The sequence below is a fragment of the Campylobacter sp. IFREMER_LSEM_CL1097 genome (assembly GCF_025772225.1).
GTDB classification, from domain to species: domain Bacteria; phylum Campylobacterota; class Campylobacteria; order Campylobacterales; family Campylobacteraceae; genus Campylobacter_D; species Campylobacter_D lari_D.
On record NZ_JAKMRT010000005.1, the window covers coordinates 77,547 to 97,906 of the forward strand.

At 30.9% G+C, this 20,360-nt stretch carries 19 protein-coding genes; 4 read left to right on the top strand and 15 right to left on the bottom strand.

Features of this window, described 5'->3' with window-relative positions; genetic code table 11:
• Window position 1 precedes the first annotated feature (1 nt).
• From L8W64_RS03360 to nspC, 7 genes are all read right to left on the bottom strand, one after another.
• Entirely contained in the window at window positions 2-730 is a 729-nt protein-coding gene (locus tag L8W64_RS03360; RefSeq protein ID WP_133319413.1) for a winged helix-turn-helix domain-containing protein, read from the bottom strand.
• A gap of 55 nt (window positions 731-785) precedes the next feature.
• Window positions 786-1,355, bottom strand: a complete 570-nt coding sequence (fdh3B, locus tag L8W64_RS03365) for a formate dehydrogenase FDH3 subunit beta (RefSeq protein ID WP_133319414.1) — start codon at window positions 1,353-1,355, stop codon at window positions 786-788.
• Between the two features lie 10 nt (window positions 1,356-1,365).
• A complete protein-coding gene (locus L8W64_RS03370) occupies window positions 1,366-4,188 on the bottom strand; it encodes a formate dehydrogenase subunit alpha (RefSeq protein ID WP_263672858.1) in 2,823 nt (940 codons plus the stop codon).
• Window positions 4,189-4,204: 16 nt separating this feature from the next.
• Complete coding sequence (locus L8W64_RS03375) at window positions 4,205-4,408, bottom strand: twin-arginine translocation signal domain-containing protein (RefSeq protein ID WP_012661099.1); 204 nt, start codon at window positions 4,406-4,408, stop codon at window positions 4,205-4,207.
• Window positions 4,409-4,583: 175 nt separating this feature from the next.
• Window positions 4,584-5,264 carry a molecular chaperone gene (locus L8W64_RS03380; RefSeq protein ID WP_220566424.1) on the bottom strand — a complete coding sequence of 227 codons (681 nt, stop codon included), beginning with the start codon at window positions 5,262-5,264 and terminating at the stop codon, window positions 4,584-4,586.
• 63 nt (window positions 5,265-5,327) lie between these two features.
• The gene (locus L8W64_RS03385; RefSeq protein ID WP_263672859.1) at window positions 5,328-6,257 is read right to left on the bottom strand and encodes a formate dehydrogenase subunit gamma; all 930 of its coding nucleotides are present in this window, start codon (window positions 6,255-6,257) and stop codon (window positions 5,328-5,330) included.
• 136 nt (window positions 6,258-6,393) lie between these two features.
• Complete coding sequence (gene nspC / locus L8W64_RS03390; protein ID WP_263672860.1) at window positions 6,394-7,557, bottom strand: carboxynorspermidine decarboxylase; 1,164 nt, start codon at window positions 7,555-7,557, stop codon at window positions 6,394-6,396.
• A 144-nt stretch (window positions 7,558-7,701) separates the two neighbouring features.
• Here nspC and L8W64_RS03395 point away from each other — a divergent pair, with 144 nt between their 5' ends.
• Genes L8W64_RS03395 through L8W64_RS03410 form a run of 4 tightly spaced genes read left to right on the top strand, consistent with a single transcriptional unit; the run spans window position 7,702 to window position 11,111 of the window.
• Window positions 7,702-9,246 (top strand): multicopper oxidase family protein, encoded by a 1,545-nt coding sequence (locus tag L8W64_RS03395; RefSeq protein WP_263672861.1) that lies wholly within the window; start codon window positions 7,702-7,704, stop codon window positions 9,244-9,246.
• Between the two features lie 10 nt (window positions 9,247-9,256).
• Window positions 9,257-9,478 (top strand): MoaD/ThiS family protein, encoded by a 222-nt coding sequence (locus L8W64_RS03400; RefSeq protein WP_263672196.1) that lies wholly within the window; start codon window positions 9,257-9,259, stop codon window positions 9,476-9,478.
• Window positions 9,479-9,481: 3 nt separating this feature from the next.
• Window positions 9,482-9,928, top strand: a complete 447-nt coding sequence (locus L8W64_RS03405) for a molybdopterin synthase catalytic subunit (RefSeq protein ID WP_263672862.1) — start codon at window positions 9,482-9,484, stop codon at window positions 9,926-9,928.
• Between the two features lies 1 nt (window position 9,929).
• Window positions 9,930-11,111, top strand: coding sequence for a molybdopterin molybdotransferase MoeA (locus L8W64_RS03410; RefSeq protein ID WP_263672863.1), 1,182 nt, complete (start codon window positions 9,930-9,932; stop codon window positions 11,109-11,111).
• A 1-nt stretch (window position 11,112) separates the two neighbouring features.
• On the opposite strand, the gene L8W64_RS03415 is transcribed toward L8W64_RS03410, so the two are convergent.
• From L8W64_RS03415 to hsdR, 8 genes are all read right to left on the bottom strand, one after another.
• The gene (locus tag L8W64_RS03415; RefSeq protein WP_133319423.1) at window positions 11,113-11,313 is read right to left on the bottom strand and encodes a hypothetical protein; all 201 of its coding nucleotides are present in this window, start codon (window positions 11,311-11,313) and stop codon (window positions 11,113-11,115) included.
• Between the two features lie 402 nt (window positions 11,314-11,715).
• Entirely contained in the window at window positions 11,716-12,264 is a 549-nt protein-coding gene (locus L8W64_RS03420; RefSeq protein ID WP_133319424.1) for a hypothetical protein, read from the bottom strand.
• Window positions 12,261-13,763, bottom strand: a complete 1,503-nt coding sequence (locus L8W64_RS03425) for an N-6 DNA methylase (protein ID WP_039627987.1) — start codon at window positions 13,761-13,763, stop codon at window positions 12,261-12,263. Before L8W64_RS03425 ends, L8W64_RS03420 begins: the two co-directional genes overlap by 4 nt.
• Window positions 13,764-14,834 (bottom strand): Fic family protein, encoded by a 1,071-nt coding sequence (locus L8W64_RS03430; protein ID WP_133319425.1) that lies wholly within the window; start codon window positions 14,832-14,834, stop codon window positions 13,764-13,766.
• Window positions 14,835-14,955: 121 nt separating this feature from the next.
• Window positions 14,956-16,188, bottom strand: a complete 1,233-nt coding sequence (locus L8W64_RS03435) for a restriction endonuclease subunit S (RefSeq protein ID WP_133319426.1) — start codon at window positions 16,186-16,188, stop codon at window positions 14,956-14,958.
• Window positions 16,188-17,336: an AAA family ATPase gene (locus tag L8W64_RS03440; RefSeq protein WP_318529422.1), complete on the bottom strand. Its 1,149-nt coding sequence runs from the start codon at window positions 17,334-17,336 to the stop codon at window positions 16,188-16,190. The genes L8W64_RS03435 and L8W64_RS03440 overlap by 1 nt, the downstream gene beginning before the upstream one ends.
• On the bottom strand, window positions 17,333-17,920 hold the full coding sequence (locus L8W64_RS03445) for a hypothetical protein (protein WP_263672864.1): 588 nt from the start codon (window positions 17,918-17,920) through the stop codon (window positions 17,333-17,335). Before L8W64_RS03445 ends, L8W64_RS03440 begins: the two co-directional genes overlap by 4 nt.
• Complete coding sequence (hsdR, locus tag L8W64_RS03450; RefSeq protein ID WP_263672865.1) at window positions 17,910-20,222, bottom strand: EcoAI/FtnUII family type I restriction enzme subunit R; 2,313 nt, start codon at window positions 20,220-20,222, stop codon at window positions 17,910-17,912. The genes L8W64_RS03445 and hsdR overlap by 11 nt, the downstream gene beginning before the upstream one ends.
• Window positions 20,223-20,360: the final 138 nt, after the last annotated feature.

The window sequence follows — 20,360 nt, forward strand, 5'->3', positions numbered from 1 at the left end:
ATTAAGTTTTATCTTTTTCTTGATTTTTCTTGAAAAATAATTCTTTAAAGCGCTTATTAGTGTATTCTTCTACATCTTGTTGTAAAATTTTAAAATTTTGAATTAGCTCATAAGCTCTAGGAGTAAGCTTACTACCTGATTGACTTCCTCTTCCTTTTTTAGCAATGAGCAATTCTTCTTTCATATTTTTTTCTAAATCCTGTATATAAAGCCAAGCTTTTTTATAATTCATCCCTAGTTGTTTAGCCGCTTGGGAAATACTTCCGCATTCTCCAACTAATTCTAAAATATCTGTTTTCCCTTTACCAAAAAGTAATTCTCCATCAGGATTTTCTACCCAAATTTTGCTTTTTATATGAAATTTTTTACCTTTTTTTTCTTCAAAACAACCAAGTTCGCAGTATTTAACATCAATTTTATAAGTTTTAAGCGTAGCTCTCATATCAGCCATATTAAAGTTTTTAGCACATTCTAAAGCATCTTTACATGATATGCGACGCTTAGAATCTAGTTTTGTTTCTAATTTTTCTAAAATTTCACTTTTTGCTATATTTTTATTTAACTTTCCAAATTGACCTAACTCGCAATCTGAAATTTTTACATCCATTTTTTTTATACTAGCTTGAAAATCTTCTTTGGAGTATTGTTTTAAAAGCTCTAGTGCTTTTTTACAAGTAAGTTTATTATTTTCATCAAGATTTTTTTGAATTTGCAAATTTAATTCTTCCATGAATTAACCTTGGATTATAAGTAGTAAAAAAGGGTGCCTGTAAACACCCTTTGGGTTATTTTGCATCAAGTCCTAAATTTTGGCCCTTAAGCAAAACTCTTTTTCTATACATTGCACTAACTTCAGCTGCATCACCAACCAAAAGTGCATTTGTAGAACAAACCGCAGCACACATAGGCACTTTACCTTCTGCAATACGATTTTGTCCATAAAGTTCTCTTTCTTCATGAGAGTTAGTAGGTTCAGGACCACCTGCACACATAGTACATTTATCCATTTGACCTTTAATACCAAAAGCACCATCTCTTGGAAATTGTGGAGCACCAAAAGGACATGCATAAAGACAATACCCACAACCTATACAAGTTTTTTTATCATGTAAAACAATACCATCAGCTCTAATATAAAAGCATTTTACAGGACAAACTTGCTCACATGGAGCGTCTGTGCAGTGTTGGCAGGCAAGAGTTGTTGAAAACTCTTTTCCTTCTATGCCTTCATTTAGAGTGATTACCTTTCTTCTATTAATCCCCACTGGCACTTCGTGCGCACTTGAACAAGCCACTTGACAAGCAAAGCAAGAAATACAGCGATTATTATCTACATAAAATTTCATTCTAGCCATAACTTACCCCTTAAGCCTTTTCAAGTCTGCAAAGTCCTGCATTAAATTCAGAAATTTGCGTATTTATATCAAAACCATAGTTAGTAACCGTGTTAGAACTTTCACCTATAGTATAAGGTCTAGTGCCTTCAGGATAATTATAACTTAAATCCACTCCTTGCATAATACCCGCAAAGTTATAAGGCAAGCAAATTCTATCCGGTGTAACAGAATGATTATGCACACATTTTACTTTAATCTTAGTGCCTTGCGGTGAATGAATCCACATCATATCTCCATCATTTATACCATATTTTAAGGCAAGTTCAGGGTGAACATTAGCAAACATTTCAGGTGTAATTGCAGCAAGATATTTACTAGTTCTCTCAAGCATACCTGCACCACTTAAATTTACTAAACGCATACTTGAAATGATAGTTGGAAACTCTTTGCTCCAATCTTTCTTTTGTTGCTCGCTGATAAATTTACTCTCAACTCTGAAGTTTTTCTCTTGATCGCCCCAAGTAGGATATTTTTTAACCAAATCCCAACGAGGTGAGTGAATAGGCTCTCTATGTAGTGGAATAGGATCTGCAAATTCCCAAACTTTCATTCTAGCTCTTGCATTACCTAAACAGCAAGCACTCTTTTCTCTACATTTTTCTAAAATAATACCTGAAATATCTGTACTCCAGCTAGCGCCCATTAATTCTTTTTCGCTATCACTTAGTTTGATATTAAATACTTTTTCAATATTTGCCTTAGTGATTTGTGGGTAACCACCTTTAACTTTACATCCTTTTGGAGTAAAGGCATCATCTGCTAATTGAGAATGTCCTTCATGCTCCAAACCAAAGCGGTTTCTAAAGCCCATACCGCCTTCTTCATAAGGCACATCAGTATTCCATAATATAGAAGTTCCCGGATGTTGTTCATCCCAACAAGGCCAAGGTAAGCCATAGTATTCGCCTTTAACTTCACCACCAAGACCTCTTTGAGTATCAGGATCAAAATGTTCCCAATTTTGTTGGTGTTTTCTTAAGCGTTCAGCTGAAATACCTCTTAAGCCTATACTTAAAAGACCATTACTCATTTCTCTTGTAGCATCATCAGGCCATATAAAATTATCATCATTATCATCTCTTGTTTGTACAAGCTTATGATCTTTCAATTCCATTTTCATACCGCGAGTGTATTCTTTATAAAAGCCGAATTTTTTAGCAAAAGCAAACATAATCTCTTGATCTTCTTTGCTTTCATAAATTGGTTTTACTACTTGAGAACGCCATTGCATAGCACGATTAGTCGCAGTGACATAACCTTCTGTTTCAAATTGAGTACAAGCAGGGATAATATAAATATCATCAGAACGATCTGCTAAAACTGCTACTTCATTTACAAAAGGTTCAGCGATTACAATCATATCAAGTTTTTTAAGCGCTTCTTGAATTTTTACCGTATGCGCCATAGAAGTAATACCCGTTCCTTGCACCCAAAGCACACGGATAGGTGAGTTAGAATAAGTTTTTTCTTCATGTAAAACGCCTTGCCACCATTTTGCTAGTGAAAAACCTTTTTCATGCATCCATTCTTTAGAATAAAATCTTGAATTTAAATATTCTCTATCTACATTCCAAAAATTAGCAAAATGATTCCACGCATTATCATCAAGCCCATAATAAGCTGGTAAAGTATCAGCCAAACAGCCCATATCAGTAGCACCTTGAACATTATCATGACCTCTAATGATGTTTGTTCCTGCACCTGGTTTGCCTATATTACCAAGAACGAGTTGTAAGATAGCTAGAATTCTTGTGTTGGAGCTACCTACCGAGTGTTGAGTAATACCTAAAGCCCAAAATAGCGTAGCAGGTTTGATTGTAGCTAACATTCTTGTGATTTTTTCAAGTTGAGCAGCTGGAACACCTGTTACATCTTCTACAACTTCAGGAGTCCATTTAACAGCCTCCGCTTTTATTTCTTCAACCCCATAAGTTCTAGTTTTGATTAATTCTTTATCTTCCCAACCGTTTTTGAAGATCAAATGAAGCATACCATAAACTAAAGCTATATCTGTACCTGGACGAATTCTTACATATTCATCAGCATGTACTGCAGTTTTTGTAAATACAGGATCTACAACTACCAATTTAGCATTATTACGATCTTTTGCTTGTAATAAGTGTTTAAATCCGATAGGATTTGCCACAGCAGTATTTGCACCAAAAATAATCATCATTTTTGAGTGTTTAGTCACATCACCAAAATGATTTGTCATAGCGCCATAACCCCATGTATTCGCCACACCGGCGACTGTTGCGCTGTGTCAAATTCTAGCAACGTGGTCTATATTGTTAGTACCCCAAAATGCTGCAAATTTTCTAAAATAATAAGCTTGTTGGTTATTAAATTTAGCCGAACCTAAAAACATAACACTATCAGGTCCATTTTCTTTACGGATTTCAAGCATTTTATCGCCAATTTCATTGATAGCTTGCTCCCAAGTTAAACGTACCCATTTGCCATTTTCTTTTTTCATAGGATATTTAATACGCTGCTTTGATTTAGTAAGATCGATTTGATCTATCCCTTTACAGCAGTGTGATCCTTGAGAAATAGGATGTTCTATAGCGTTTTCTTGACGCACCCAAACTCCATCTTGTACTTCTGCTTTAATTCCACAGCCTGCACTACAGATACTACAGATTGTTCTAACAATCTTAGAATCTGGATAAGGATTTGCTACTTCTTGTTCACTTGCAGCTCTAATAGCTTTGTTTTCACTACCAAAAGCCGCAGTTCCAAGACCAGCAATACCAGCAAGCTTAAGAAAATTTCTTCTTGCTAATGCCATCTTCTTCCTTTCTTAATTAATAAGCTATTTTGTAGTATTTTTCCCAATGCATAGTTTTTTTATAAAGCACTTCTTTTTTAGTACTTTTTCCTAAAACTACGGTATTTTGCTCTTGGTAATCATCTTTAGCTAAAGCATTCACACTTGCCCCAGCTACTACCCCTAAAGCACCAATTTTCAAAGATTTTTTTAAAAAATCCCTTCTTTGATTGGCCTCCATGTTCTCTCCTTTGAAATAAAAGTAAAGAATAACTATAAATACTTATTTTCAAAGTATTTATACACTTAACAAAATAAATTTTGCATATTTTCACTTAAGATTTTATTTAATTTCTATTTTCATAAAAAGATGATTTTGATAATATGTATTTTGGTAACAAAATACATATTAATTTCTATAATTTACTAAGTTCTTCTATATTTGTTTTGCTAAATTTAGTAGGAAGTCTTGGCTCATAAGGAAGTCTTTGTAAAGCCTCATCTGCTATACTTTTACCTTCTTTTTTTATAGGTGCTTGTACTTCCAAATAAGCTCTTTCATTTGCAAAAAAGACTTTCATAATATTGGCAATAGCAATGTAAAAATTTGAGTTTTTATGGATTTGTAATTTTTCTATAAACTCATCTATTACAGGGTTTATCACAAAACGAAATAATTGCTGTGCAACTTTTAAATCATGCTCAATAATACTTGCCATAAAAGCAAACAAAAAGCCAAATTCATCTTCACTTTGCCTACAATCTTCTTTTTTTCTAAATTTGGTTTTTCTAATGATTTCACAGGCTTGAAGCTTCATTTTGCCATCATCTCTACCCTCATCATAAAAAGAAGCACTAATAGGCACATTCACATAAGAAAAATCAAAAAACACTCCATTTTGTTCTTCTTTAAAACTTGCAAAATCACATGCGCTAAGTTTTTCAAAATCAGACTTTAAACTATCATCTAAAGGACTTTGAGCTAAAACTAAAACTTGCTCATGCCAAATTTTAAACTCATTTTCATCGATAAAATTAAAAGCTTTTGAAAAAAATTCATAAAAATATTTACGCGAAAGATCAATATCTTGTATCATTAATTTTCCTTGTTATTTTTATTTGATTATAACAAGGAAAATTTAAAAAAATCAAGTGAGATTTTAAAATTTTGTTTTAGAATCATAAGTAAACGATGGATTGATTTGTTTTTTATCGCTTAATTCTTTATACCAATAAGAATGTAAAATATAAACTTCCTCTTCTTCTTTATAGCCACTAATCATAGAGTGGATACTTCCTTTAATAGCAAATACGGCCATATAAATATGAATAGCAAAAAATACCGCACATAAAATACCCAAAATATTATGGATGATAGCTGAAGCTCTTAAAATATCTATATGAGAAATTCCAAAAATAGATTGCAAAGAAGTAGAATTAAAATCAAGGAAAAACATAAACGCACCAGTGATTATCATCAAAAAGCCACCAAAAACAGCTATATAATACCAAGATTTTTGACCAAAATTAAACTTGCCAGCAGGCACAGGTTTTTTCTCTTTGCTTAAATATCCACCAACCATCATCATCCATCTTAAATCATAACTTGCAGGAAGCATTCTTTTAATCCAACATAAAAGCATAGGAATGATAGAAATGATAAAGAAAATAGTAGCAATGCCATGTAAGTTTTTACACATTCTTACAAAAAATCCACCACCAAAATATGATCCAAAAATCATAATAAGACCGGTTGGCACAAGGATAATCCAAGAAATTGCTGCTACAAAATGAAACAATCTTTCAAATACCGAAAAGGCATAAATTTTCTTACCATCATGAGAAAATTTCTTTGGACCTATGACCATATAATGCAATGCAAAAGCTGAAATTACCACTATAAGTATAATCAAAACAGCACTTGCAATATATTCACCTTGTAGTTTAGTCCACAAAGCACCAAAATTTTGATAACTTTCTATATTCATCACTCTTTGCACATCCCAAATTTGAGTATTTTTAACTTCAAAATTTTCTTGAGCAAATAGAAAGTTAAAACAAGCTAAAAGAGCTAGTATAACCCTATGCATAAATTACTCCTAAACATTACACGCTAGAAAAAGCTTAGCGTTGTAGTTTTGTTAATTTTCAGTTTCCATTTTTATTTTAAAAAAAGTTTTATTTAAAAAACATAAATTTGCAAAAAACTACAAAAAAACTCAATTTTTAGTTTCTTTTTGAATAATTTTCATAGCCAAATTCTCTTACCATAGATAAATTTTCCTTCTTATCCAAGAACATTAAATTTGGAAGTCTTACTCCATTAAAAGTGGTGTTTTTAACTATGGAATAATGGATTTGATCTAAAAATACTATTTTTTGCCCTATTTTTAACTCTTGATTAAAAGCATACTCACCCATGATATCCCCTGCTAGGCAAGTATTACCACCAAGTAAATAAGCAAATTCATTTTCTTTTAACTCGCTGTAATTTTGTCCATCACGGCTTGATAAAATTCTAGCATTTAAAACCTCGCTTGTATAAGGCATGATGATAGTATCTGGCATATGAGCTTCGCTTGAAGTATCTAAAATAGCTATTTTTTTCTCATTTTCTACTATGTCTATCACACTTGCAACTAAAGTTCCACACTGCCAACCCACAGCCTCACCTGGCTCAAGATACACTTGCACCCCGTATTTATCGCTAAATTTTTTACAAAGATCAATTAGTTTTTGCGTGTCATAACCTTCTTTGGTAATATGATGACCTCCACCAAAATTAACCCATTTCATATTTTTAATAAATTTTGAAAATTTAGCTTCAAAAGCATTTAACACAAGCTCTAAAGAATGCGCACTTTCTTCACACAAAGCATGAAAATGAAGCCCACTTAAGGCACTTAAATCTTCATTTTCAAAATCAATCGCACGAATTCCTAATCTTGAAAATCTACCACAAGGATTATAAAGTTCTTTTGGAGCCACTGAAAGCTCTGGATTGCAACGCAAACCAAGAGACTTGTGGCTTGCTTTATCTTTAAATTTTTTAAACTGATTAAAAGAGTTAAATACTATATGATGTGAAAGATCTATGATTTCATCTATTTCATCCTCTTTAAAAGCAGGTGAAAAAGTATGAATTTCTTTATCCATATATTCTTTTGCAAATTTAGCTTCCCAAAGCCCACTGCAAGTACAGCCTGATAGATACTCACCCGCTATATCCATAGCACCTGAAAAAGCAAAACCCTTTAGCGCAAGCAAAACTTTTGCTCCACTTTGCTCACTTACTTTAGCCAAAAGTTCACAATTTTTTCTAAGTTTATCTTCTTCTAAAATATAAGCAGGGGTTTGAAAGTCTTTATCTAGATGATTTTTAATTAGCATTATTTATCCTTAATTTTTGATTTAAAACCACTTGTATAACAAATCATATTAAAATTATATCTTGTTTTTATAATTTACAATCATTAATCAAATAATAGCTATAATCAAAATCCAAATCAAAATTAATTTAGGAGTAAAAATTTAATGGACAGAAGGTTATTTTTAAAATTTAATGCTTTAGGTTTAGCAAGTATTAGCAGTGCTTATGCAATGGGAGATCATTCTCATCACAATATGCACTCAAAACATACACAAAAAGACACAAAAGAAATCAATACTTCTTTTATAAAACTAGAAAATCCAAACATTAAATTACTAGATGAAAAAGACTTTCCTAGCGGAGGAACATTAGCAAATTTAAAACTTCTAAAAAATACAAGTGCAAAGAAAAATTTCTTTAGATCAAGTATAGAAATCAAAGAAAGTCAAATAGAACTTGTTAAAGGTAAAAAAACAAAATGCTTTACTTACAATGGCTCTATACCTGGACCTAAAATAGAAGTTTATGAAGGTGACACTGTAGAAATTTTGGTAAAAAATAGCTTAAAAGAACCAACTACTATCCACTGGCATGGACTTGACATACCACCTGAGCAAGATGGTAACCCACATGATCCTATCATGCCTGGTAGAGAAAGAATTTATCGCTTTAAACTTGGAGAAAATTCAGCAGGAACCTATTGGTATCATCCACACCCACACTACACCACAGCAAAGCAAGTTTATAAAGGCTTAGCAGGGGTATTTGTAGTAAAAGCTAGAAAAGATGCGCTGTCGCATTTACAAGAACAAGATTGGGTGATTAGTGATTTGCGTTTAGATGAAAACGCACAAATTCCTGATAATAATTTATTTGATTGGCTAAATGGTAGAGAAGGAAATTTAGTTCTTATCAATGGACAATTAAAGCCAAAAATAACGCTTGACAAAGCTCAAAGAATTCGTATTTATAATTTTTGTGCGGCAAGATATTTAAATTTACGCATTAAAGGTGCTAAATTTATTTTAGTAGGAACCGATGGAGGGCTTATAGAAAAAGGTGTTGAATTAGATGAGTTATTTTTAAGTCCTGCTTCAAGAGTAGAAGTATTAATCAAAGCAAATAAAGGTAATTTTAAACTTGAAAGTACTTATTATGACCGCGATAAAATGCTTGTTAAAGAAGAACCTTACACTCTTATGTTAGCTGATCTTAAAGTAGAAAAAACTATAGAAAACATACCGGAGAAATTACGCGAATTTCCACCTTTAAAAGAAGCTACAAGCTTTAAAGAAGTGATTATGAGTGAAGATCACATGCAAATGCATGGTATTAGTAAAAAAAGTGAAGAAGAAATCAAAAAAAGCCTTGCTTCTATGTTTTTAATCAATGGTAAAACATTTGATATGAATAGAACGGATTTAACCTCAAAATTAAATGAAGTAGAAGAATGGGTAGTAAAAAACAAATCACATATGGATCATCCTTTCCATATACACGGAACACAATTTGAACTCATATCTTCTAAATTTAAGGGTAAAATAACAAAAGCAAAATTCAGAGCATTGCAAGATACGATTAATGTAAGACCTGGGGAAGAATTAAGACTTAGAATGAGTCAAAAATTTACCGGTATTAGAATGTTTCACTGCCATATTTTAGAGCATGAAGATCTTGGAATGATGGGAATTTTAGAAATAAAAGAATAAAGGTAAAAAAATGGTAAAAGTTGAATTTCTAGGGCCAATTAACAAAGAAAGCTTAGAACTAAATGTAAGCAATCTTAAAGAATTAAAAGCAATTTTAGGACAAGATGAAAGCTTAAAAGAATGGCTTGAGCTTTGTGCAGTTGCCTTAAACGATGAAATGGTTTTTAATGATGAAACTACCTTAAAAGATGGGGATAAAATATGCCTACTTCCGCCGGTTTGTGGAGGATGAGTTATGTTTGAATTACATCAAGGAGCCTTAGAAATTCCTAGCATTTATGCTAGATGGTATGAATATGCTAAAGACAAAAACTGCGGAGCTTTGATCACATTTTGCGGTATAATGAGGGCTGAAGATGATATTGAGGCTTTGAGTTTTGATATATATGAGCCTTTATTAAAAACTTGGTTTGAAAAGTGGTGCCAAAAACTTGCAAATGAAAATGTAAGCTTGATGTTTGCTCACTCTATCGGCGAAGTTAAGGTGCATGAGAGTTCTTATTTTGCTGGGGTTTTAAGCAAGCAAAGAAAATTAGGACTTAAGCTGATTAATGATTTTGTAGAAGATTTCAAAGCAAGTGCGCCTATATGGAAATATGATATCATTAATGGTGAAAAAATTTATGCCAAAGAACGCTCTTTGAAACTTCAAGGAGCAGGAATTTTAAGCACTAAGGACTAAAATGCTAACTTCTTATAGCCAAAGTTTAGACATACTTCATTCACACATACAAGCATATGAAAAAATAGAAAACATCGCCTTAACACTGTGCTTAGATAGAATTTTAGCCATAGACATCAAAGCTTCTACTAACAACCCTCAATTTCCCACTGCTTCTATGGATGGCTATGCGATCAAATTTAGCGAACAAGATGAGCCTTTGTCTATCATAGGTGAAGTACCTGCGGGAGTTTTTCCAAGCTTTAAAATACAAAATAAAGAATGTGTTAAAACCTTTACAGGCTCTTTGATGAGTGAAGGTTGTGATACCTTAGTGCCTGTGGAAAAAGTTGAAGTTAAAAATGATGTGATTTATATAAAAGAAAAAGTTCCACAAGGCTTTGCTGTGAGAAAGGTGGGCGAGAGCTACACCGAGGGCGAAATTTTACTCACAAAAGGCACAAAGCTAGGCTATAGCGAGATAGCACTTTTAGCTGAGCTTGGATATTTTCACATTAGTGTTTTTGCTAAACCTATCATAGGCGTGCTAAGTAGTGGAAGTGAGATCAAAGACTTAGGCGAAAGCTTAGAACACCCCGCACAAATTCGCTCATCAAACCATGTAGCCATAGCTAATATGGCAAAAAAACTTGGTGCTGAAGCTAGAATTTTTCCACTTTTAAAAGATGATATGCAAAAAACTCCAAGTGTTTTAAAACAAGCACTTAATGCGTGTGATATTTTAGTTACCACTGGTGGAGTTTCCATGGGGGATTTTGACTTTTTAAAGCAAGCTGTTAAAGAGTATGAAGTCATCTTAGATAAAGTCGATGTAAAACCTGGCAAACACATCAAAATAGCCAAATTTGAAGATAAATTCATCTTTGCTCTACCGGGTTTTCCATACTCGGCTATGGTGATGTTTAATTTATATGTAAGAGAACTTTTAAATGCTTGGCTTTTACAAGAAAAAGACTATATATTTAAAGCATTTGCAAATACTGACTATAAGAAAAAAAGTTCGCATTTAGAATTTGTAGCTTGTAATGTGGAATTTAAAGATGGAAAAATTTATGCCAATTTAAAAGGCAAAAAACAAGGCTCAAGTGCTATCATCAACAACCTTAACCACAAGGCTGCACTTATGATAGCACATGATGATATAAAAGAAAATGATTTGGTTGATATAATTTTTATGCCTTGATTTACGCTGGATGAGAGCTTATGCGTTGTCCTTTTTCATCATAAGTTACAATCCAACTACCTTCTTTTATACTAACACTAGAACCTGTAAATCCTATCAAAGTATCACCTTTGTTTGTATTTACTGGCTTACTATAAAGCCTCCTATTTCCATCATAAACTTCTACCCACGAACCACTAACTTTAGCCAAAGTAATAGCCATTTTTTCTCCTTTAATTAAAATCGAAGGACGATAATATCAAAAAAAAAAAAAAACGCAAGAGCCAATTAGTCATTTTTAAAAATTGATGATTTAAAGCAAAATTTAACAAGGATATAAAATAGATAAAAAATTAAATGATTTTTTTAAATTAAGAAAAGAATTTTATACTTTCTTTGATGAACACATACCAAAAATGGAAAAAGTTGATATTTTTGATTTTTCTAAAGCAAAAACTATGGGATGCAAAGGAAGTTTATAATCATTTTATAAATCGACTATGCTATAAAAAAATGCTCGCTTGATATTTATAGAGCTTTTGATATTAGCTATAACAAAGATATAAAAAAATTTTAATGACAAGGTATAAATTTTTAACTTTTATTAAATTTTAAAAAAGATTTTTTAATCTTGATTTTTAATAAATTCGCTTTTATTAAATTCTTTAAAATTATACCAAGCTAAGACATTATAAACAAATCCTATAACAAAAAATACAAATCCTATTAAAATAGGCAATGTTAAAAAACCATAAAAATACATTTTACAAACTTTTATAAAATAAAACTGATTAGCTACTCTAGCTATCTCATAAAAAATTCTTTTTAAGAATTTAAAATATAGCAAACAAAATAAAATATGTATAGCCAACAAAAACGGAGTAAAAAACATTAATAAAAAATATTCTTCATTTAAAAAAACATAATAAAAAAATAAAATCATAAAATAAAGTAAAATAAAATAAAAAAATAAAATAAAAAGTGTTATAAAATAATTCTTGAATAAATTCTTAGCACTAGTATAAGTTTTTAATTGATATAAAACTATCATATATAATGTCGCGCTAATTACACTTAAAAAACCCATATAAGGCATAAAAGAACATAAATAAAAAGTTAAATAAAAAAGGGCTATAACCCTCACATTTTTAGATTTCTTTTTTATATCTATCATTTATTACCTCTTAAACTAGCTTGAATTTTTTCAAAAAGCATTTTTGCTTGTTTTTGATTTTGCTCTAACTCGCTTAAAATTTCCTCTACTTCACGCAAAGTTTTTTCTTCTTTTACGTTTGGGTTTTTAGCACTTAAATCATAATTTCTTTCTTCAAGTTCTTTTTTACTTACCAAATAAGAATTAGCCGTGATTTTTCTTTCTTTATAACATTTTAAAAATTCTTGCAAATGCGTGTATTCTAAAGGTTTGTTTTTAGTCAATTTAAAAGGTGGCACAAGCTCATAGTAATATACACTTTCATCATTTTCACCACAAATACTTCTTTGTCCTTTAGAAAAAAAAAGCACATTAGTTTTTACCGCACTATAAGGCAAAAACACCCCACTTGGCAAGCTTAAAACACATTCAAGATTAAAATTTTCTAGCAAGTCTTTTTTTACACTCACAAAGGCATTTGAATTTTGAAAAAGCACTCCTTCAGGCACTACTATGGCACACCTTCCATTGTTTTTCAAAGACTTTAAAATATGTTGTAAAAACAAAAGCTCAGTAGCGTTTGATTTTACAGGAAAGTTATTTTGAATTTGATCTTTTTCTTTACCACCAAAAGGAGGATTTGCCAAAATCACTTCGTATTTTTCATTTTCAGTTATGTCTGTGATTTTTTTATTTAGAGTATTGGTTTTGATGATATTTGGGGACTTAACCTCATGTAAAATCATATTCATCACACCCATTGCATAACTAAGTGGAGTTTTTTCTTTACCGAACAAGGCATCATTTTGTAAAAATTCAAGTTCTTCCACACTCAAATTTGCTTTTTTCTTTTTTGCCCTATCTTCATAAAGAATATGCAAAAAACTCTCTACTAAAAACCCACAACTCCCACACGCAGGATCATAAATTCTCTCTTTTGCTTTAGGGTCTAGCACCTCCACCATGGCTCTAACCAAAGGTCTTGGGGTATAAAACTCCCCACTATTTCCCCCATCGCTTCCCATGTCTTTTAAAAGCTTTTCATAAACCTCACCTAAAGCAAATACATCACTTTCTTTGCTAAAACTTAGCTCATCGACTAAATTTATAACTTCTCTTAAAGTATGGCCATTAGCTATGCGGTTGTCTATAAATTCAAAAATTCCACCTATCTTATACTCTATGCTTTTGAAATTTTCATTATCTTTAAAACTTTTTAGGTATGGAAAAAGCTCATCATTCACAAAGCTTAGCAAATCACTTCCACTTAAAGCATTTTTTACATCAAGCTTTCCTTCGCTTGTTTTAGGTGCTGCCCAAGCTCTCCAACTGAATTTTTCTTGCAAAATAGCCTTATAAGGCTTTTCATCTAACTCAGCTTCTAGCTTTAGCTCTTCTTCATAATCATCTAAAAATTTCAAAAAAAGCACCCAACTAATCTGCTCACTATAATGCATAGCACCGCTTATGCCATCATCTCTTCTTAGAATATCTGTGATTTTATCGATTTTACCTTGCATTTAAAAAATTCCCTTTCTAAAAAGTCTTAAAAGTTCTATATTAATATAATAATTATTTCTACCCATTTTAATGCACTCTAGCACCCCTAAATTTTCACAAATTTTAAGGTATTTTGAGGCACTTTGCCTAGAAATATCTAATTTATTTATCAAAAAGTCTATCTTTGTATAAGGATGAGAAAACAAAAGCTCCACAAAGTCTTTGCTGTAAAAATTCGTTTTATTTTGCAAAATTTCACCTACATTAGACATCATTTTTTCTATTATAGTAATGGTTTTTATCGTTTTTATAGCAGTTTGCTCTACACCTTTGAGTATATATTCTATCCATTCTAAAATTGCACCTTCATCACGTACTTTTTGTAAAAGATTGTAATACTCTTCTTTGTTATTTACTATATAAGCGCTTAAATACAAGATAGGCAAATCAAGCAAGCCTTTATAAACTAAATAAAGTATATTGATAATCCTGCCTGTTCTACCATTACCATCGTAAAATGGATGTATGCTTTCAAACTGATAATGAATGATTGCCATTTTTACCAAAAAATCAAGTTCATCTAAAGTATCATCGTTGATGTATCGCTCCAAATTTCCCATAAGTTCTTGTATATCACTAGGATTTTGCGGGGGTGTGTGTTTGATTTCTCCTGTGGTAGGATTTATCAGCGTAGTTCCGCTTTGTTTTCTAAAACCTGCATTATTTCTTTCTAGTCTTTTTTGAATTTCTAAAATATGTGCATTTCTTAATAATTGCTCTTTTTTTAAAAGCTCATATCCTTTTTTTAAAGCATTTTCATAGTCTTTTACTTCTTTTACCGCTCTTGTAAGTTTACTTTCATCGATTTGAGATAAAAAAAGTTCATCGTGAGTGGTAATAATATTTTCTATCTCGCTAGAATCTTTAGCTTCTTGCAAGATCAAAGCATTGATTAATATATTTGGATTAGGCATGCTTTTGCTAAATCCATTTAACTCCGCTAATTTTCTCGAAGCCCTAATGATGAGACCATAAATATTTGCATTTAATTCTATATCTAAAGGAAGTTTTGGTGGTATGAATTCTTTCATAATTTTTCCATATGTTAAAATTTTTTTAAAATTTTTAACATTATAAAAAAATATGTTAAAAAAATCAAAAATTTTTAACATATCTAGTCTTTATGTTAAAATTTGATAAAAATTTTAACATTTATAATCTTCCTTGAAAAGCTTTATCTAGCAAGGATTTTTTAAGCTCTTGTAGATTTTTTATCTGTGCTTGATAGTTTTGCTTTAAATTTTTTACATGAGAAGAAAGCTCATCTAAATGCGAAGCGATTTGCTCTTGTTCTTTGAGTGGGGGTAGTGGGATTTGTAGAGATTTGATAAAGTCTACTGATACACCCTTGACAGTAGCACCTATACCGTTTTCTATTAAAAAATCTTTGTTTTTCTTAAAAAAATAAAATAAATATTTTTTATTCAGTGATTTGTGTGGTAATATTCCCTTTAAGTCTTGATTAATAGCTAAAGTGTCTTTTACTAAACAAACTTTCCCTAATCCAACCCTAGTTGCAATTAATATAAAATCCTGATTAATAATATTTGTAGAACTATTGTCTAAGCCTAAGTTTGTAATACGAAATTCTGTATCTTCAATAGTTTCTGTATTCATGTCTCTTACAGTAGCCCATTTAATCGTTCCATTTTCCCAATATTGTTTTATTTGTTTCGATGGAGTGCCGCCACCTATAATTTCGCAAATCTCCCCTAAGCTTTTCCATTCCCAACCTTGCGGGAGTTTGTAGTTTTCCTTAGTATTATCCTTTAAAGGGTTAAAAGCTTTTTGCAAGGCACTTTGCATTAACTCATCTAAATTTAGTAAATTCTGCTCTAAGATTTTTATACTCTCATCTATCTTTGCAAAACTTTCATCTAAAATCCCCACTATCCTTTCTTGCTCTTTGAGCGGCGGCAACGGAATTTGAAATTTCTCTAAATCTACAAACCTTAAATTATTTATGTTAGAACCTTTAGAAATATTGAAAATATAATTTTTATAAGAATCGCTTCTTAAATAATAAGCTATAAATTTATGGCAAATATTTAGATTGATAATTCTAAATAATCCACAAAAAGCCCCAAAAGTAAAATCATTTAAATTGTTTAAAAGTATATTTTTGCCTACAATATGTTTGCTACCGCTACTCATTGCAAATAATATATCATTGTTTTGAATAATCTTATCAACTACTAATTCTTTGGGAATGATTTGTAGTTCATCTAAATTCAATTCATTTTGAATATTATTTGCTCTTAACAAATAAACAGATTTTTCATTCTTTGTGGATAATAGTTGCTCTTTTTTGTAAGAAACGCCCCTTATAAAAAAACCTATCTCACCAAGCTTTTTAACTTCCCAACCCTGCGGTAATTTTATCATTATTTTTTTACCTTGCTTTTCAAAAAATTAAACATCGTTACTATATCTTCTGAAATTTCTTCTTTTGGAATACTAAAAATAACTTGTCTCATTTTGTTTATATCATCTCCATTATCATCACTATACAATCCTTGAATAATATCCTTGCAATCTAATTCTTTTAAAGAATTAATATTATCCAAGTTATCATCTTTTTTTATATGATCATTTTTAGCTAGATTATCATTATTTATCAAATTTAAAACATTGTATTTTTCTAGCATAGTATATGAGAGTAAATAATTTTCTATTTCTCTTCTTTTCCAGACTCTCAAATAAAAACAATTTGCATAATCATTAAGACTTTTTAGGAGTGATTTTAAGCCAGATGGTTTTAATTCGTTATCTATTGAACTTAATATATAATTATCCTTATCACATATTATAAAAATATTTTTACTATTAAAATGTTTATTTTCTAATATTTTAATATAATCCTTACACCATTCAAGTTTTTTATTTCCAATAGTATCAGTATTTCTACTATATCCAGAAGGACACTTAAAAGGTTGTATTTGATTTAATATTTTCAAATCATCTTCATTATCAATTTTAATTTCACATAACATTTTAAAAATCTCCCAATCATTCAAATCATCTATCAAAACAATATTTTCACATTTTGATGCTATTTGATATTGATACATTTTATTTGATGTGAAATTATCTAGCCTTTTGCATAATTCATTAAAAATATCTTTACTTTGTAATTTTCCATTGTCAACCAAATAAATATCTTCTATATTTTTTCTCACAATACTTTCTGTAATATGTGATGTAGATATACAATAACCTTTAATGTCTTCCAATCGACTCCATAATTTTTCAATATTTTTATAATGTACATGTGAATCAATCTCATCAAATAAAAAAAGAGTATTTTCTTTATCGAAAATATCTAAAATAGCATAAATAGCTAAAAGCTGATACTCGCCATCACTTAAATCATCAAATTTAAGGTCGTTATCCAAAGTAAGTGTTACTGTGTTTATATCAATATTTCTATCATTTTGAGTTGCATTACTTAAAAAAGTAAAAATTTCAGAGCTATCTTTGCCAAAAATTTCATTAGCTTGATTTATGGAAAAATTTATACCTCGCTTTATTATAGGATAAGGTTCACTATTGAAATCTTCATAGTAATGTTGATCAAATTTTTTTCAGCTATCTTCTCTAGTATTTTATAATCTATAGTATCTCTTATAATTCTTTTTACAACGCCTTTTGCTTCTTGCATCAATTCAATTTCAAGTCTTCGAATATAATCAGATAGAATTCTGAATTTAAAATATAAACTTATATTCTCAATATTTATATTTTTTTCCATTAAAAAGCTTTTTACCAAAGAGTCTTGCTTTGTAGAGATGGAAAAAAATACTAATAAAATTATCCAATTTTTATCAAAATAAAAAGAATGAACAACTTTTCGATTATTATCGTAGTTCTTTTTATTTCGCATCTTTTCTTTTTTATGTTTTTTAAAAATTTCAGTAAATTTTTCATTTTGTCCAGAAGAAAAACAAATCACATTAAAATTGTCATCTTGTATATATTTTTCAAAAATAGATTCTAGAATTCTTGACTTCCCACAACCATTTTCACCAACTAGCAAAATATTTGCACTATTTTCCAAATCTATATGCTGCGAAACTATACCTTTATACTCACCTATTTCTATTCTTTTATCCTGCATAAATCTCCCTTTGTAAATCATCAATGCATTGTTTTAAATTTTCCATACCTTCAAATTCACTCACTAGCTCTTTTACACTACCTAAAGAGCTAAGATCTATAAGTGTTTTTAACCCACTATCAAAGTCTTTTATACCATACTCTTGATACCTATCTAGTAAAAATTCCACAAGCTTTAAGGCTTTTTCTTTTTGGAAGCGTTTTAAAAATGCACTATTTTTTACATTTAGCACGCGTTCATGGCGTGTTTTTATCTCGCTGTTAAAGCTTAAGTGTGCTAACACATCATACACATCGCAGTCTTTTTGCTCAAAAATCACTGTCAATTCTTCCAAAACCTGCTCGCTTATGCGGTCTTTTTCAAGTTTTTGTAAAAATTCTTTCCTACTTGCTTGGTTACTCCAAATCTCGCGTAACTTTACTTCATCATCATAAAATTCTGCTAGCTTTCCTACTAAAAATTCCAAAAATTCTTTTGTGCTAAGTGGCTTGTCGCTATCTCCTATGTAGCTTGTCGTTATATCAAGCACTTTTAGTTTTGTGCCTTTTAAATGCACAGTGACTTCTTTTTGCTTGGTTGCTTCTTTAGGGTTGCTTTGCTCTCTTTTGTTTTGTATAGTTTTTACCTCGGTTTTTTCTTCATCTTTGATCTGCTCGCCATCCCATTTAGGATCATAAAAAAGTCTTGTTACTCCGGTAAAATCTAGTATAGTAAAAAAGTCTTTTCCCTCATACGCCCTAGTGCCTCTTCCGATGATTTGCTTAAATTCTATGATAGAACCTATATTTGCCAAAAGCACTATGTTGCGGACATTTCTAGCATCTACTCCTGTGGTTAGCATTTTAGAACTAGTGAGTATTACAGGATAGCTTTTGTCATTATCTTGAAACTGCTTTAAGTATTCAAGCCCTATTTTACCCTCATCACTTGTAACCCTCACGCAGTAGTCATCTCTTTTTACACTTTTAAATTTATCAATGGCTCTTTTTACTTCACTTGCATGAGCTTGGTTAGCACAAAAGATGATGGTTTTGTCCATAGGGTTGATGAGCTTTAAAATTTCTTTAGCTAGAAAATCGTTGTATTGAGGTAAGTGAATATTTCTTTCAAATTCATTGATCTTATAAAAGCCTTTTTCTAACTCACCTTCTATGATATCATCAGGGTTATACACATAGCCTTCACTAAGCGTAGTCGTAACACGCTTAACTTTATAAGGAGTTAAAAAGCCATCTTCTATGCCATCTTTAAGACTATACTCATACACACTCCCACCAAAATATCTATAAGTATCTACATTATCGCTTTTTTTAGGTGTAGCAGTAAGCCCTAAATGCGTAGCCGATGAAAAATACTCTAGCACCCCTACCCAGCTACCTTCTTCATTCGCTCCACCTCTGTGGCATTCATCGATGATGATAAGATCAAAAAAGTCTTTGGGGTATTGTAAGTAGAATTTGCTTTCTTGTTCTTCATTAGCATTTTCTTGTTCTTTTGAATTTGAAGCTAGACTTTGATAAATTCCAAAAAACACATTTGCACTTGTAGGCACTCTGCCATTATTTTTTCTCAACTCTTGCGCACTCACTGCCACGCAATCGCCCTCTATAGGATTAAACTCTCCTAAAGCTTGATCTCTTAAACTCACTCTATCACATAAAAATAATATCTTAGGTTTTTTGTCTTGATTTGTTTTATTCCACCTAGCTTCAAGCAAACGATAACACAAAGCAAAAGCTATGGTGGTTTTACCTGTACCTGTAGCAAGAGTGAGTAAAATTCTATTTTTACCGTTGATCAAAGCTTCTATGACTTTATCAACTGCGATCTTTTGATAATATCTTAATTCTTTTTGGGGTATGTATAATTCTCGCTGCGATAAAAGCTTGTGTTGCCATTCTTTTAAATTTCCATAAATCCTAGCAAAAAGCTCACTTGGAGTTGGAAATTTTTCTATGTACTCACCGCTTGAAGTTTTTAAGTTGTATTCGTAAATTTTATCGCCATTAGTGCTATATACAAATGCTACGTTTAAAATTCTGGCATATTCTATGCCTTGAGATAAGCCATCTAAAGGATCTTTGCTTTGTTTTTTAGCTTCTATGATAGCAAGATTATTGTTTTGAAATTTCAGCAAATAATCTGCAAATTTTCTTTCGCCTCTTTTATTTCCTATAAGCTTACGCCCATCAGTAAAATAATAATTTCTTATGATATTTTCTTCACTCCAAGAGCTAGCGTGAAGTTTTACATCTATGAGTTTAACTCTAGTATCATCTTCTGAAAAATGCTTAAGTTCCATGGCTTCCTTATGGATAAAAATTTAAATAATTATACCATAAAAATCAAACCAAAACCCACAAACTCACCTTGAGTATAGTATCTTACTTTATTTTCCCTATTGCAATAAAAACCTAGCTTTATTATAATTTCAAAAATC